Genomic DNA, 16,356 nt, shown 5'->3' with positions numbered 1-16,356 from the left:
AATATTATATAGCTTATAAAAAAGAAAAAGTCTGTGATCAGGCTTTGTATCCTAGTTGGTATTTAATCTTGCTTTTTGCTAACCTTCAGCTTTTCAATCTACCTTTAATTTAATAAGAGCTTATGCTTCATTATAAACCACTTCCGTCGCCGAGGGAGTTAAAAACATTATATCCTTTAGATGCTGAAGCCATCCTCTTTATAGAAAATGCACGAAAAGAAATTTCTAATATTTTGGAAGGGAAAGATCGAAGGCATCTGATTATTGTGGGACCTTGTTCTATTCATGATATGAATTCTATACGTGAATATGCTTTTAAATTAAAACTTTTAATGCATGAAGTTGCCGACCAATTTTTACTTGTCATGCGCACCTATTTTGAGAAACCTCGTACTGTTGTGGGCTGGAAAGGTTTTTTACATGATCCTGAACTTAACAATAGCAATAATATCGAACAGGGCCTTAAATTAACAAGGCAACTTTTAATAGATCTTGCCCGTTTAAAAATTCCCACGGCTGCAGAATTTCTTGAGCCTCATTCTTGTGCTTATCTTGAGGATCTAATTGCATGGGGATGTATTGGAGCGCGCACTTCAGCTTCTCAGACACATCGCCAAATGGCTTCTGGCTTGCCTATGCCAGTAGCATTTAAAAATAGTGTAGAAGGAAATGTAGAAGTTGCTATTCATGGTGTTATTTCTTCTGCTCAGCCCCACTCTTATATGGGAATAAATCAGGAGGGCCAAATCTCTGTTATGCATACACAAGGTAATTTTAAAGGGCATGTAGTTTTAAGGGGAAGTGATTCGGGTACCAATTTTGACTCTGCATCTCTTGCGCAGGTTATAAAATCTTTGACAAAATTTAATTTACCTTTAAATTTTCTTATCGATTGCTCACATGGTAACTCTAAGCGTCTGCATGAGCAGCAATGCCAGGTGTTTCATTCAGTCATTGATCAAATTATCGAGGGCAATGCTTCCATCCGTGGTCTAATGTTAGAAAGCCATCTACATGCAGGTAATCAGCCCATGTTGAAAAACCCTCAGCTTCTACGCTATGCGGTTTCTCTTACAGATCCCTGTATAGACTGGGAGACGACTGCCGCGCTTATTCGTGAGGCTTATAATAAAATGCGCTATGCGCTTCCTATGGAGAACAACTTTAATCAGACCTTGCATTCTGCAAGCTGTAATTTTTAAAGAAGCAGGTAATGTGAGAACCATTTGTTTAGTATTATTTTTATATGTTTTGGGAGGATGTTCTAAGAACGCTTATTTATCCGTCCAATCTTACTATTTTACAAAAGAATCTTTAGCAAGCTATCGTGTAGGAACGCCCGATCCTATGCTTGCCAATCCGCCCGTAGAACAACAACTGCTAATCTCTTGGTCTTTTCCTTATCCCTATTTAAAGAATGAGAATTTGCATTTAGATATCTATATTCAATTACGCAATAAAGAGCAGGTGAAATTAACTCTTCCTTTAAAAAAATCCCATGGCTCATACCTATATGTTTTGGCGAATGAGCGTTACTTTAATACTAAAGGAATATTAACTTATAAAGTTGACTTAATAGCTGATGGCAGGGTTGTAGAAGAGTGGCGGCATCATTTATGGCATGAAATTATTCGAGTAGGAGAAGATGAATCAAACTAAGTAAGGGATATTGGTTATTAATAAGCTCGATTCCTTACTTATAGCTCCAGCCACTATCCGCCAAGGTAGCTAAAATTAAGCTGTCTAGTCATTAAGGCTAATCCATTCAAATAAGGGCCCGAGCAGTCCTGCAAAGGTAGCGATAATGCCTATCTTCTGACATAATTAAAATGCTAATTATTTGAAAATTCAATATCCATAAAAATTGGTATTTAAGTAATAATTTTGCAGCTCTTGCGTGGTCTCAAACTTGGGTTGCATAGCTGCATTTTTAGAAATATATTTATCAAAAATTTCTTTAGTAAGGTAGACAAGCTTAAGCTGATGAGTATCTGAAATTGGAACGATGATTTCTGTAGGACAATAAGAAATCATTTCATCTCTAGTACTAGGGCTTGTCTTAAGTTTGCTCCAAAATCCATGGCCTGTATCTTCCCACTCAATTACTTTTCCTTGATTCTTTATTTGTGGACGTATTGCCAAGGGGTTGATGCCACCTTGTTCGCTTTCCAAAACATAATAAACAGCTGAGTAAGTTGGTACACTCATTTCCACCTCTCCATATTAAAGCTATCATTTATGATAATAAGGTCATTAACTTAAAGTAAGTAAAATTTATTTATACTAAAAAGGGTGCATCTACTTATTTATTTTAAGTCAGTTCAAAATTTTATCTACCTAGTAGGTAGATAAAATTTCTTAAACAATTTTTGATAGGCGTGAATCTTAAGTATTCTTGTATTTATGTCAATTGGCTTAATTTTGTAGTAACTTCCTCTAAGCTTTTCTTGGCTTGTGCCAATTGCTCTGTATGTTTTTGAATCAAGGGGGCAGGAGCTTTGGCTACAAAATCATGATTAGCCAATTGTATATTAATTTTATCAATGGCCAAATTTAAACGCTCTTTTTCTTTCAACAGGCGAGCTTTTTCCTGCTTCATGAGTTCTTCGGGTATAGGAATAATGATTTTAAGACTTTGATAGAAGGTAGAGGAGGAAAGTCCAAATTCTTTTTCCACATAGTGAAGATGAAATTCGTTAATTTTTATCAATGCTTTAATAATGCTTGTATTTTCTTTAATTAAAGGAAGAAGTTTATCGTCTTCTTTTCCTACGATGTGCACATTGGTAACTGTATTAAGAGGTAGCTTCATTTCGCCTCGCAAGTTGCGAATGAGGTAAACAACATTTTCAATAATATTAAAAGCATGATCGATTTCAGCATGGCAATCTAGCTTATTAGTCACTTGGGGATAAGGGGCAACAATACAGGCTGGACTCTGTAATGCCTCTATAGCTTCTTGCGTATAAAGATCCACGTCTGTATGTCTTGGGCTAGTCCCTAGCAGACGCTTGAGTTGCTGAAAGAGTTCTTCACTGATAAAAGGTGCCATAGGATGGATAAGACGCATTGACTGGCAAAGTACAATAGCTAACAGCTTTTGTTTGTTTTTTCGGTCTTCGCTTGTTCCTTGTTTACCAAAAAGTATGGGTTTGGCGATCTCAAGATAATAAGAACAAAACTCTTTCCAGAAAAAATCGTAGGCTTCCAAGGCAGCTTGATCAAATTGATAATGAGCTAATTTAGTATTAACCTTATCGACCACGCGATTAAGTACAGAAAGAATCCAGCGATCTTCTAGAGCAAGGATATTTTTATTAAGTCCTTGAGCGAATTCTTCGGGACTTAAAGAATGCTCTCCCTGAAGATTCATAAAAATAAAGCGGGCCCCATTCCAAATTTTGTTAGCAAAATTACGAAATTCTTCAAAACGTCGTCGATCTAAATCGATCTCGCGCGCTTGATTAGCACTAGCGCATAAAGCCATGCGCATCGCATCCGTGCCATACTCATCGATGATTTCTAAAGGATCAATGACGTTGCCTTTAGTTTTGGACATTTTTTCCCAATTTGATTGGACATCGGGAGGGGTCGGCTTACCTAGATCATACTCTAAGCGTTCTTTATCGGTAAGATAGGAGATTCCTCCTTCTGCTGTCTTTCTCCAATAAGATTTGCCGTAAATCAAGCCATGCAGATAAATATCAGGAAAAGGAACTTGTTCCATCGCCTGCTCACCCATAAAAATCATACGGGCTACCCAAAAGAATAAAATATCATGGCCAGTAATTAACACGGAATTAGGATAAAACTTTTTAAGTACAGCGTTCTGTTCTGGCCATCCTAAGGCTGCAAAGGGCCAAAGGCCTGATGAAAACCAGGTATCCAACACATCTTCTTCCTGGACCCAATCGTATGGATTTTTCTCAATTTCCCGAGGCAATCCTTCTCCTTCATAGCAGATAATATTCTCAGGGTTTTTACGATGATACCATACAGGGATGCGGTGTCCCCACCATAGCTGTCGGCTAATGCACCAATCACGTAAATTATCTATCCAATGGAGATAGGTATTTTCCCAATTTTTAGGAATAAAATGGATGCGCTCTTCGGTTAAAGCAGCACGTAATTTTTTAGCAAAGCCCTCCATCTTGATAAACCATTGCTTAGACATGTAGGGCTGAATAATGGCTTTAGAACGGTAGGAAACTCCTACTCGGTGAAGATGAGGAACTACTTGTTTTAAAAGGCCTTGCTGTTGCATCTCCTCTATCACTGCTTGGCGTGCTTCTTCCATAGATAACCCCGCATACTTTCCGCCTTTTTCGTTAATTTTGCCATCGGGTGTCATGATATTAATAAAAGGAAGATGATGGGATAAACCTATTTGATAGTCGATAGGATCGTGTGCAGGTGTAATTTTGACCACTCCCGTTCCAAAGTCAGGATCTACAAGATGATCGGCAATGAGGGGAATATGTTGCTGAGTTAAAGGGTGATAGACAGTTTTACCTATCCACTGTGCATAGCGTGGATCTTTAGGGGATACGGCAAGAGCTGTATCGCCCAACATAGTTTCTGGACGGGTAGTGGCAAAGCTTACAAAACCAGAAGCGTCGCTTAAAGGATATTGGAAAAACCATAGAAAAGATTGCTTTTCTTCATATTCTACCTCGTCATCCGCAAGAGCGGTTTGGGTTACAGGATCCCAATTTACCAGATAATCTCCGCGATAGATCAACCCCATCTCATAAAGTTTTTTAAACATCGTTTTGACTGCGCGGTTGTTTCCTTCATCGAGGGTAAAGCGTTGACGTGCCCAATCACAAGAACAGCCCATTTTTTTTAACTGGTTGATTATACGGCTTTCATTTTCTTCTTTCCATTTCCAAACATGTTGTAGAAATTCTTCTCGGGAAAAATCTTTACGTTTTTTACCAGTAGTTTTAATTAGATGACGCTCTACCACTGTTTGAGTAGAAATACCTGCATGGTCAGTACCTGGAACCCATAGAGTTTCAAATCCAGACATTCGCTTCCAGCGAATAAGAACATCTTGTAAAGTATTAGTAAGTGCATGCCCCATATGAAGCTGGCCAGTCACGTTAGGGGGAGGGATAACAATGCAAAAAGGCTTTTTGGGAGAGTTTGGATTAGCACTAAAATACCCTTTACTTTCCCAAAATCTAAACCACTTGGCATCAACATTTTTGGCCTCATAAGCTTTAGGTAGTTCGGTAGATTCAAAAGGGAATTGGCTCATCATAAACTCTCAATTTTATAGAAGAGCATGATTATAGCTAAGCCGCGATTTTTTAATAGATGCATTTTATAAGATTTTTAAGGAAGCTAAGCTGTTTTTATTTTAATCTAAGCAACTAGGCAATGTAAGTGGTTAACAAACAATTGTTAAAATATTTAAAATTATTTTTCTATAAATAAGAGGGGAAATTAAAAGTGCCTTTCACAGGATGTGTTTAGCAAGCTGGGTACCCAAGGTTTAAAAAGGGGCTATCGCAATAAAATTTAGAGAATAATGAATTTTTTAGATAAACAAAATTTTAAGAAAAAAGGTGGGTAGATTAAGATAATTAACAGGGCTTAAACGATTAGGTTCGATAAAATTTTTTATGAGCGTTTGATTTTAAAATTATTTATGGGTATTAAATCAATAAACTATAAATTTATAGGGGTCCATTTCTGTAAGCTTGGTTAGCTTAATTGACGCCTATCTTCTTTTAAGAATAATTATTGAAAGATGATGGTTTGCCTAGCTAGCTTAAAGATTTTTAGCGATAGATGAAAAAGAGACTAGCTCTAGACTTTGGCATAAACATATTGCTGGGCTTCAAGGCGAGAGTAATAAGCATGTTTTTCTTGATCGCCAATACAATGGAAAAAAAAGGCGGCTTGTGAATAGAGTTGACGCTTTTCCCAAGCAAAAGCTTTATTCAACCAGGCAGGATTTTCATCGATTTTAAAAGTCATCATATGGCTAAATAGAGTCCACGAACGAGGAAAAGGCGCCTCTAATACTTCTGAAAAGTGTAGGTAGGCTCTTTCTTTGCCTTTAGTCATGTATAGCCATATGCCGTAGAATAGGTGGAGAGGATGCCACTCTTGATTAATAATTTCAAGAGGATATTGTTGCAGCAATTCACCCGCTTTTTCCCAATTTTTTTCAGCAAGATGAGCAAAAATCAAGGCACAATTAAGCCCAATAGAGGTTTCGGTATCTAAGGTAAAGGAATGCATTTTTTTTACGGCTTCGAAAATAAAAGGGTAGTTGTGTTTCTTAATGGCAAATCTGATAAGATGGGTTAAAGCTCGAAGCTCGCTTTTTTCAAGGGAGCGCTTAGGTAATAGTGTAAGTAGCTGATCCAAACATTTTTCGATAGGCTGCTGGTAAACTTTTATAGCAATTGTAAGAAGCTCTGTTTCATGTAAAAGCGCTTGAGAAGAAGAAATTTTTTTATTTAACTCGTTCAACTTAACTTTGGCAAGGGCATAACTGCCAAGCTCGATAAGAGCATAAATAGCGTTAGTGCATAAGGTTAAGGGAATAGGCTCAAGCTTAGTAAGATCATCTAGGATTTCACTTAAGGTATAAGGCTTGGCTGTCCAAAAGGCAAGATGGATAGCAAAGTCAAAATTTTTCAATTTTTCAGATTTAGCAATCTCCTTTTCATTTAACATAAAATGTAAGGGCTCCCAATGCCTTTGCAAGCTATGAAATAGCTTTCTAACATTGTTTTGCGAGATGATAGAAGGAAGGTAGCGTAGAACAAATAATATAAATTGATAGGTAGCTTTACGATTATGCCTGGAACTTTCAAGCATGCGATAAAGGATTTGTTCCTCAAGCACTGGAAGAAGAGGATGTTGAGGGTAGCGACGATACGCTAGCTCAAAACATTTGATTTCTTCATCGGGGTCATCTAACGCCTGATAAACGAGAGCTTTACCTAAATATTCTAGGGGGGCACCAGGAGTAGAATGCAATTTCCAGAATTCTTCTAAAGAGTCTTCATAAAGTTGCTGTTTTTTTTCTGCGCTATGATTGTTGCGAGCTTGCTCAAGAAGTGTTATCCCAGCTCTAAACATAGCTTCTCTGCCTTCAGCCGTTCCCGGAAAGGAGTAGCCGATACGTCGATATTCACTTAAAGCTGTGGTATAATCTTTATGAGCAAGAAACGCATCAGGAACTGCCAGGCAATTAACCCGGATATTAAGGCTTCCTACTGAAATACTAAGAGGTGAAATTTCATAATCAGCGTCGCGCGACAGCAGCCCCAGGTGAGTGCCCGCTAAGGGTAAATGACTTATATATGAAAATTGATGAATGTTATTTAAATAAAAGTGAATATTTTGATCGATTTTTTCGATGCGAATATGGTACCACTCCTCTCCTTGCAAAAAAATATCAGGGTGATGCATCACCTCTACTGCCGAGCGCAGCAGCTTCGTGGAACGATGAGATTGAGAACCTAGCCATAAACAATAGCCATCATTTAGGTGCGCGCGCTCAGCAATTTCTGGAATACTAAGAAGAAAGCCAATGCCGTGGCATTTTTTTCCTAGTTTAACATGCGCTTCAATTTTAGTATTTTCTGCGAAAGAATCTTTAGAAATCATCAAGCTGACCCAATCAGAAATTTCCGTCCCGCGCGTAATGGCAGTATATTCAGCAATTAAAACATTTTCTTGAAATTCCCAGTCGTTTTTATTGCTTATTTGTAATTCTGTTATCTGAAACCATTCTGAACGGCCTTCGAGGTAGGTTTCTAGATCATGAATCACATCATCAACCGTTGAATAACGTTGGTCTAAGGCTACAGCTAGACACTTTAAAGAAATTCTAGAGAGGATACGTGGTACATCACGATAAGGAGCTACTTCCAAAGGATCATACAGCTTTTCTTGAGCCATATTTTTTCTAAAGTCTTTTAAAGAACCTCTTTTGAAAGGATGCCTTAAGGTTAACATCTGATATAAAATCACTCCCAGTGAATAAATATCTGTCTGAAAGGTGGCTGGCTGGCCTAAAGCCCTTTCGGGTGCCATATAAGCGATAGTTCCCACAACTTTTCCAAGGCGCGTAATATGATATAAAGAACCCTGTTTAAGATCTGGCGAAGGCTCTTGATAAACTTCCTCTTCTGCACTTTCTGCTCTTAAAAGATGAGCTAGTCCCCAATCAAGGATCACCGTTTCGCCATATTTTCCTACAATGACATTTTCAAGTTTAAGATCTCTATGGAGAATACCTTTGGAATGAGCATACGCCACTGCTTGGCATAGACTAAGAAAAATGCGCATCAATGAGGGTATTGAACTAGTTTGTCCTGATTTTAGACCTAACTTATCTTGCTTCCTAGCATTCTTTAAAACTTGTTTTAGGGTTTCTCCTTCTACAAAAGGCATGGTGTAGTAAGCCTGGTTTTTCTCTGCATAAATAGAATAAATAGGAATAATAGCAGGATGAGTCAGCTGGCTTGTAATGTGTGCTTCTTTTAAAAAACGATGATGAACTTGAGGATGTTGAAGTAGATCTTCACGAATACGTTTAAGGGCTAGGCGGCGTCCACAGGAGGTATCATAAGCTAAAAAAACTTCTCCCATCCCTCCTTTACCGATACTTTCGAGGATTTTGTAATTACCAATAGAAAATTGAACTTGCTTTTCTTCAGGCAGATGGCTGGAAACAAAAGAAGTGGCTGCTTCCGTTGCCATTGTATCGCCTTCCTCATGAGGCAGCTTATTAGGGGGCAGAGATTTAGCTTGAAGCTTTTTATGAAAGGGCGTTGAGCAGTAAGGGCAAAATTTTGGCCGCCCTTTCTCTGAGGGATTTTCAAGAGAAAATTGATGATGACAATATGAACAGTAAAATTCCACAATATTTTTTAAAGCCTTACGTATAAGAAAAATTTATTTTTTTTAGATTTTTTAGAGTTGCTTAAAAGTCCCCTTGACGAGAAGTAGCTTGCCTATGAACTTTCATCAGCCATAGCAGTAGTCGTATAATGGATATAAGCTTCATCCACTAACCTATTTGCTAGATAAAGCTTAAGTAAAATGGAGCTTGCTGCTAAGTATTATTGATGCTAGGGCCTCTTGCTTCTAAATAGGCTTTTAAATAATTATTCGCTAGCTTCATGGAGCAAAAAGCCCCTACTCTTTTTTATTAAGCTTTTGCGGGCCTGCTGCCACCTACACCTTACCCTTTTTGCTTCTTAAGTAATAGCCACGTGCCTATAGGTAATATAGCCAGCTTAAGTATTATGCCTTGAATGACATTCAAAGGAGTTTATTTAATCTTCCTTGTGCTCGTTAGCCCTATCAGAGCGTTCATCTAGGATCTGCTCTTCTATGATTTCATCTGCATAAAAATATTCTCGGAATATTAGATAAGTGCCCCCGATAACAAATAAAATAGGAATGATGACAGACCAATTTATTTTGATAAAGGAGACTAGGAACAAGCCTAACAGGATAATAGTTGAAATAATTGTATCATAAACTCTTCCTGTTAAATACTGCCTTAATAGAACGGCTACCCATAGGACGAGGAGAATACCTGGCCACCAATCATGAGTGTATAATAAGATGCCAAGTCCTACAAGAAAAGCTCCATTTGAGATTGCATCTGCTTTCTTTTTGGTAACGAGAGGTTTTGCCATACTGTCCTTAGTTGTTTATCTACTTTTATGTTAAGGCTAAATTTATTTCTCTTAATCTAAGGGGAGAAATATTTTCTATCAATAAAAAATTAATGGGTCGCCTTTGCCAAAGAAAAAAACATTTTTTTATACTTTTTTTAAGCTTTTTTCCTTAAAACATAGGGTCGCTTCGGTCCTGGTTAAATAAATGATTAACCATTTTTAATTGAAGCGCTTATTTACCTTTCGAAGGGGAAGAAAGCTTTACTATAGAGGCTTGGGAAGAATTTAAATGCCACACGACTTTATCTCCTACGGTTACTCCCTTTTTTTTGAACCATTCTTTATTCATCTCTAAAATATAATAAGTTCCCGTAGGTAGAGCTTTACTTTTTTGCAAAAAGAATAAATATATTTTATCATCAGCAGGATATTTCCACATCTCGCTTAATTTATTTACAGGTCTATGGGGATCCATCATTTCAGGATAAGATTTTAGCTCGGCTATCTCTAAGATGCTACCTTTGTCATCTAAGAAAGCTGCTGAAAGATCTATTAAAGTATTGAACATCCAAAGATTCCCTTTAGGAAAGTAAAACAACATTCCTTGATTCTCTGGTAGATGGGAGCGTTGCATTAAGCCCCAGGCGCGCTCTTCCTCCGTAAAGGCTATCTCTAATTCGATAGGGATTGTTCCAGCCTTTAAAGGTAAAACTGTATGCATTAATAGCAAAAATAAGAGATAAGCTGAATGCATATTGAAATTAATTTTTAAAATAGTGAACAGCTAATTTATAGTCTTAAATGAATAGGAAAGTCTAAGGCCCTGTGAGCAGAGAGTTAAGGGTAATTTTTTTAAATTAAATTTTTTAAATATTTTCCGGTAATAGAGGTGGGGTTTTGAGCAATTTCTTCGGGGGTACCGATTGCTACAATTTCTCCTCCTCTTTCTCCTGCTTCTGGCCCTAAATCAACGATAAAGTCTCCATTTTTAATGACATCTATATTATGTTCAATGACAATCATCGTGTTGCCTTTATCTACTAACTTATGTAAAACTATCAATAATTTTTTAATGTCATCGCTATGTAGCCCTGTCGTAGGTTCATCTAATAGGTAAAGAGTCTTACCTGTAGAGCGTTTGGTAAGCTCACGACTCAACTTAAGACGTTGGGCCTCTCCACCCGATAAACTTACGGTTTCTTGGCCTAATTTCAAATAGCCTAAACCTACCGCAATTAATGTATCTAAAATCTTAGCAATGCGGGGATGACTTTCGAATACATGGCGTGCTTCGTTAATGGTTAAGCTTAGGTATTGGCCAAAATTTTTTCCTTTATAAGTAATTTCTAAGCTAACAGGATTTAAGCGTTGACCCTGACACTCTTCACACGCTACCCGTATAGGGGGTAAAAAATGCATTTCGATACGTTTATAGCCCATTCCCCAACAATGGGTGCACATACCCCTTCGATGATTATAGCTAAAGTGCTTACCTTGTAATCCTTTGGCCTTGGCAGCAGGAAGAGAGGAAAAGAAATCACGTAAGCGTGCCAGTAGGTCGACGTAAGTTCCTACATCTGAGCGCACGGTATGGCCTAAAGGGTTTTGATCAATAGTAATCACTTTATCAAAATTTTCAATTCCTTCCACTTTTGCTATATCGGCAGAAATTTCATAAGAATTATAAAGGCCTTTTTGGACTGCTGGTTGAATAACTTGGTGCATCAACGTAGATTTACCTGAACCGGAAACCCCTGTTAAAATGGTAAGAGCACCGATAGGGATATCTAACTGGATAGATTTTAAATTGTTGACTTTAGCTTCCCTGATTTGTAGCATGCCATTTTTAAGAGAGCGCCTTTTTGCAAGCATTGGAATAGTGAGCTTGCCGGATAAATACTTACCTGTCAGTGAGCGTGGGTTTTTTATAATCTGTTTAAAAGTTCCTTGTGCCGTGACATGGCCGCCTAAGGCTCCTGCCTGAGGACCAAAATCGAGAATATAATCAGCTTTTGCGATCGTTAAAGGATCATGTTCGACCATTAGTAAAGTGTTACCAAGTTCCTTAAGCTGCTCGAGGGCTAGATTTAAGCGCTCATTATCTCTTGGATGTAAGCCAATCGTAGGCTCATCTAAAACATACAATACTCCTGTTAGTCCACTTCCTAATTGGCGCGCCAGGCGAATACGCTGTGCCTCGCCGCCACTTAAAGTGGGTGCACGCCGATCTAAGGCTATATAGCCTAGACCTACTGCCGCTAGAAAACGTAATCTATTGAGAAGTTGAAGGTGAACTTCTTCCAAAATTTTATTGTCTTGTTGGCTAATGACAAGTTTTTCAATGAAATTAAGAGAGTTATCCACAGGCATACTACATAATTTGCTAATAGATAGGCCTTGAATAGTCACATGGCGAGCTAAAGCGTTGAGTCTATCTCCTTGACAGGAAATGCATTTATGCTCTTCCAAAAGAGGTGTAATAAGTTCGCGTAGTGGAGATTGTGCACTGCGCCCAGCCTTTGCTAATACATGGTTGATTCCTGTCCAGCGGAATTTTAAGCCGTTTGTAGCGGTGTACCACTTATCTTCAGGGGAGCCATTTAAAATCAGGTGGAGCTGTTTAGTAGGTAGCATAAAAAGAGGAGCGAGCAGATCAATACCCTCTGCTTCCAAAAATGCTTCTACCCAAGCAAAGGCAGCAGAGTTATAAAGATCCTGCCATAGATAATACATCAGGCCGGCAACCGATTGTTCCATCATCTCAGGCTTTTGTATTAAATTAGCGCCATATTGGTATCCTAAACCCAAGCACTCCGGGCACATTCCTTCAGCATTGTTAAAAGCAAAGGTATGAGGGGTAATTTCTGGATAAGATTTTCCTGTGCTTTCTACAGCAAATGCTAAATTGAAAAAGACATTTTGCTGGTTTTCACGAAGAATAACAATTTTGCCACCGCTTATATGGGTAGCTGTCTCCACGGCTTCTGCTAGGCGGTTTTTAATCGTGGGATTGATCTTTAAGCGGTCGATAACTAATAATAACTCATTTTTGCGTTTACGATCGAAAGCTAAGCTAAGACCTTCTTGCTCTAGATCAAAAAATTCACCATTTAGGCGCACGCGTAGGAAACCTTGCCGTTGAAGACGAGAGATAACTTCTTCAAATCGTTCATTTTTTTTCCCTTCAATAGGAGCTAAAACTTGGATTTTTTCTCCTAAAGGATAGTTCATTACACGATCCACTACATGATCTTTGCTAATTGCTTTAATCACCTCACCTGTTTCTGGGCAGTGAGGCGTTCCCATGCGTGCATAAAGAATGCGCAGATAGTCATACAACTCAGTCATAGTGCCAATTGTGCTGCGAGGATTACCTGCGTGCGCTTTTTGCTCAATAGCAATGGCGGGTGAAAGCCCTCCTACATAACCTACCTTAGGCTTAGGCATCTGTTTAACAAATTGGCGTGCGTAAGGTGAAAGGGAATCGATATAGCGTCTTTGTCCTTCGGCATAGATAGTGTCAAAGGCTAACGAGGTTTTTCCTGACCCCGAAGGGCCTGTACATATAGTGATTTTTTCTCGAGGAATACTCAACGAAATGCTTTTAAGATTATTTTGCTCCGCATCAGTTACAGTAATTTCTTTGATAAAATGTTTTTGACGTTCTTTGTAGTGGATAAGGTTATGCGTAGAGGCTTGCACAGCTTTGGTGATACGTTCTGCTATATCATGATGCAAGATCTCTTGGAGGGCACGACCTGTAGGGCTCTCTAAACGGGCGATTTGCTCAGGTGTGCCTACAGCAAAGATTTTTCCCCCTTGAATTCCTCCTTCAGGGCCTATGTCAATAATCCAATCCGCCGTTTTGACAATATCCATATTATGTTCAATGACTAAAACAGTGTGGCCGCGGTCTACAAGTTCTTGCAGCACTGTCAGCAAATGCTTAATATCATGAAAATGAAGACCGGTCGTGGGCTCATCAAAAATATAGAAAGTGTGTCCTGAGGTAGGCCTAGCAAGCTCTTTAGCTAATTTGATACGTTGTGCTTCTCCACCTGATAAAGTCGTTGATGATTGGCCTAGCTTAATATATTCCATTCCCACTTTTTGAAGTGTTTCTAGTTTATGGTAAATAGAAGGAATATTAGCAAAAAATTCTAATGCTTCGAGGACCTCCATCTCTAGCACATCATAAATACTTTTACCCTTGTAGAGTACTGAAAGGGTTTCTTGATCAAAACGCCTTTTTTTACACAGCGGGCAATCAATCCAAGCATCTTCCATGAAATCCATATCAATTTTCACCATGCCCATGCCTCCACATTGAGGGCAAGAGCCTTCCTTGACATTAAAGCTGAATCTTCCCGGCTTATATCCACGAGCTTGGCTTTCAGGTAATTGAGTGAATAAATCGCGAATATCATCGAAAAGTTTGATATAGGTAGCGGGGTTAGAACGAGGGTTGCGCCCAATAGGCGATTGATCAATAGCAATGACTTTGTCAATTTTATCTATCCCTACGATTTCTTTATGGCGGCCTACAGGATATTCGCTTTCATGGAGTGCATTCGATAGGGCAGGATAGAGAATATCGGTGATGAGTGAAGACTTTCCAGAGCCGGAGACGCCCGTTACAGCAATGAAAACTCCTAAAGGTATTTTAGCATCTACATTCTTTAAATTGTGATGAGTAGCTCCTTTTATTAAGATATGTTCTTTCTTTATCTTGCGGCGCTTTTTAGGAATTGCAATGGCTAATCTTCCCGATAGATATTGTCCCGTAAGGGATTTTTCGCTCTCTAGCAAGCCTTTAACATCTCCTTTGTAGACAATTTCACCTCCTCGGGTACCTGGCCCAGGTCCAAAGTCTACAATATGATCAGCTTCCCAAATGGTTTCCTCGTCATGCTCCACCACGATAACGGTATTACCCATATCGCGTAGGCGTTTAAGCGTAGCTATCAACTTTTTATTATCACGAGGATGCAAGCCGATCGAAGGTTCATCTAAAACATAAGTAATACCTACTAATCCGCAGCCAATTTGAGAGGCTAGACGTACGCGTTGAGCCTCTCCTCCAGAAAGAGTAGGCGCTGTCCTGTCCAAATTCAAATAGTGTAAACCCACTTCAATCAAAAATTGTAAACGCTCACGAATCTCCTTAATTAATTCAGCAGCTATTAGCTCATCCTGAGCAGACAGGGGAAGATTGCTAAAAAATTCGTAACACTCAGCAATAGTCATAGCTGCTAATTGGCTAATACGCTTGCCGTTGAGTAGGGTCGCAGCAGGATAGGGCTTTAAGCGTTCACCATTGCAAGCAGGACATCTTTGCGTATGCATAAGTTTAAGCATTTTGGTGCGATATGAATCGCTCTTGGCTTCAGCAAAGCGGGTATGCGCTTCATGCAAGACGCCTTTCCATTGAATATTATCTACCCACTTTGCCCCTGTAATAGGATGAACAAAATGCATTCGGGTCCACTTCTTTTCCACACCGTAGAGAAAAACTTTTTTAGCTTTTTCAGACAGCTTTTTCCAAGGAGTATGGACGTTAAAGCTATGCATATTCGCTAGATTGTTATAGATATTACCATAACGTACCGTTTGGTAAGAGCTTGCAATGCTACAACAATCTTGGGCGATACTAAGATTTGGATCCATGATTTGTTCTAAGTCAAATTCATTGACAATTCCTAATCCATTACAACTTGGACAAGCTCCGGAAGGGCTGTTAAAAGAAAAATCGTGTGGCTCTAAGGATGAATAAGAGAGCTCTGATTTAGGGGAATAAGCATGCGTAGAAAAAAGTTTTTCCTCGTCTGTTTGTACATCCAATATACTGCAGACTCCATTTCCTAAATCTAAGGCTGTAGTAATAGCCTCAGCAATTCGAGAATTGTTTTCCATATTTATGGCCAGACGGTCAATGACTACGTCGACATCATGAGAAACGCTACCATCTAAGCCTGCTTCATGCTGTAAAGTAACAATTTTTCCATCCACCCGTGCTTTTGTAAATCCTTTTCGCATGAGATCTTGAAAATCTTCTTTAAACTCAGCTTTTTTAGCTTTAGCATAAGGCGCTAAGACAATGAGCTTAGTGTTGGAAGGAAGGCTTTGGATAGATTTAATAATTCTTTCCCTGCTCTGAGGGGCTACAGGCTCTCCACTGACTGGGCAATGGGGGATACCTACGCGAGCATACAATACTCTTAGATAATCGTATATTTCTGTCATAGTCCCCACTGTTGAACGTGGGTTACGGCCTGCGGTTTTCTGTTCTATAGAGATAGTAGGAGAAATTCCCGAGGCATGCTCAAGGTCGGGTTTGGCCATTTCGCCTAATTGGCGTCTTGCAAAAGTAGAAAGGGATTCTACATAGCGTCTTTGTCCTTCCATATAGATGGTATCAAAGGCAAGAGAAGATTTTCCTGATCCAGAAACTCCGCTAAAAACTATCAATTCATTGGTATTAAGCTGTAAGTCCACAGCTTTAAGATTGTGAACTTTGACTTTTTTTAAAATGATTTGCTTATGATCCATACTAACTACCCCAAATTAACTAAAAATATTATACATTGAACAGGGATTTTGGGGTAGATTCGTTTAGGTCTATCCATTAGGACAGCCTTTTAGCAAGCATCTTTATTTTAGTAAAGCTTAGCGGCCGTTGGGCTGCAGACTGTAG

General features: G+C 38.9%; 8 protein-coding genes. 2 read left to right on the top strand and 6 right to left on the bottom strand.

Annotation, left to right across the window (positions count from 1 at the left end; all coding sequences use genetic code 11):
• Positions 1-122: 122 nt before the first annotated feature.
• On the top strand, positions 123-1,202 hold the full coding sequence (locus DB42_RS09680; RefSeq protein WP_044882780.1) for a 3-deoxy-7-phosphoheptulonate synthase: 1,080 nt from the start codon (positions 123-125) through the stop codon (positions 1,200-1,202).
• A gap of 13 nt (positions 1,203-1,215) precedes the next feature.
• Positions 1,216-1,659, top strand: coding sequence for a hypothetical protein (locus DB42_RS09675; RefSeq protein WP_052436115.1), 444 nt, complete (start codon positions 1,216-1,218; stop codon positions 1,657-1,659).
• Positions 1,660-1,848: 189 nt separating this feature from the next.
• On the opposite strand, the gene DB42_RS09670 is transcribed toward DB42_RS09675, so the two are convergent.
• The 6 genes from DB42_RS09670 to uvrA form a co-directional block, all read right to left on the bottom strand.
• Positions 1,849-2,208, bottom strand: coding sequence for a hypothetical protein (locus tag DB42_RS09670; protein ID WP_044882779.1), 360 nt, complete (start codon positions 2,206-2,208; stop codon positions 1,849-1,851).
• 193 nt (positions 2,209-2,401) lie between these two features.
• Positions 2,402-5,266 (bottom strand): valine--tRNA ligase, encoded by a 2,865-nt coding sequence (locus DB42_RS09665; protein ID WP_155117497.1) that lies wholly within the window; start codon positions 5,264-5,266, stop codon positions 2,402-2,404.
• 551 nt (positions 5,267-5,817) lie between these two features.
• Positions 5,818-8,733: a serine/threonine-protein kinase PknD gene (gene pknD / locus DB42_RS09660; protein ID WP_044882790.1), complete on the bottom strand. Its 2,916-nt coding sequence runs from the start codon at positions 8,731-8,733 to the stop codon at positions 5,818-5,820.
• 578 nt (positions 8,734-9,311) lie between these two features.
• Positions 9,312-9,680: a hypothetical protein gene (locus DB42_RS09655; RefSeq protein ID WP_044882777.1), complete on the bottom strand. Its 369-nt coding sequence runs from the start codon at positions 9,678-9,680 to the stop codon at positions 9,312-9,314.
• 214 nt (positions 9,681-9,894) lie between these two features.
• Positions 9,895-10,416: a DUF192 domain-containing protein gene (locus DB42_RS09650; protein ID WP_044882776.1), complete on the bottom strand. Its 522-nt coding sequence runs from the start codon at positions 10,414-10,416 to the stop codon at positions 9,895-9,897.
• Between the two features lie 98 nt (positions 10,417-10,514).
• Complete coding sequence (uvrA, locus tag DB42_RS09645; protein WP_044882775.1) at positions 10,515-16,211, bottom strand: excinuclease ABC subunit UvrA; 5,697 nt, start codon at positions 16,209-16,211, stop codon at positions 10,515-10,517.
• Positions 16,212-16,356: the final 145 nt, after the last annotated feature.

The sequence above is a fragment of the Neochlamydia sp. EPS4 genome (assembly GCF_000813665.1).
In the GTDB taxonomy this organism is placed as follows: Bacteria; Chlamydiota; Chlamydiia; order Chlamydiales; family Parachlamydiaceae; genus Neochlamydia.
The sequence above is the reverse complement of the archived record's forward strand: the minus strand, read 5'-3'. Positions and strand labels throughout refer to the sequence as shown.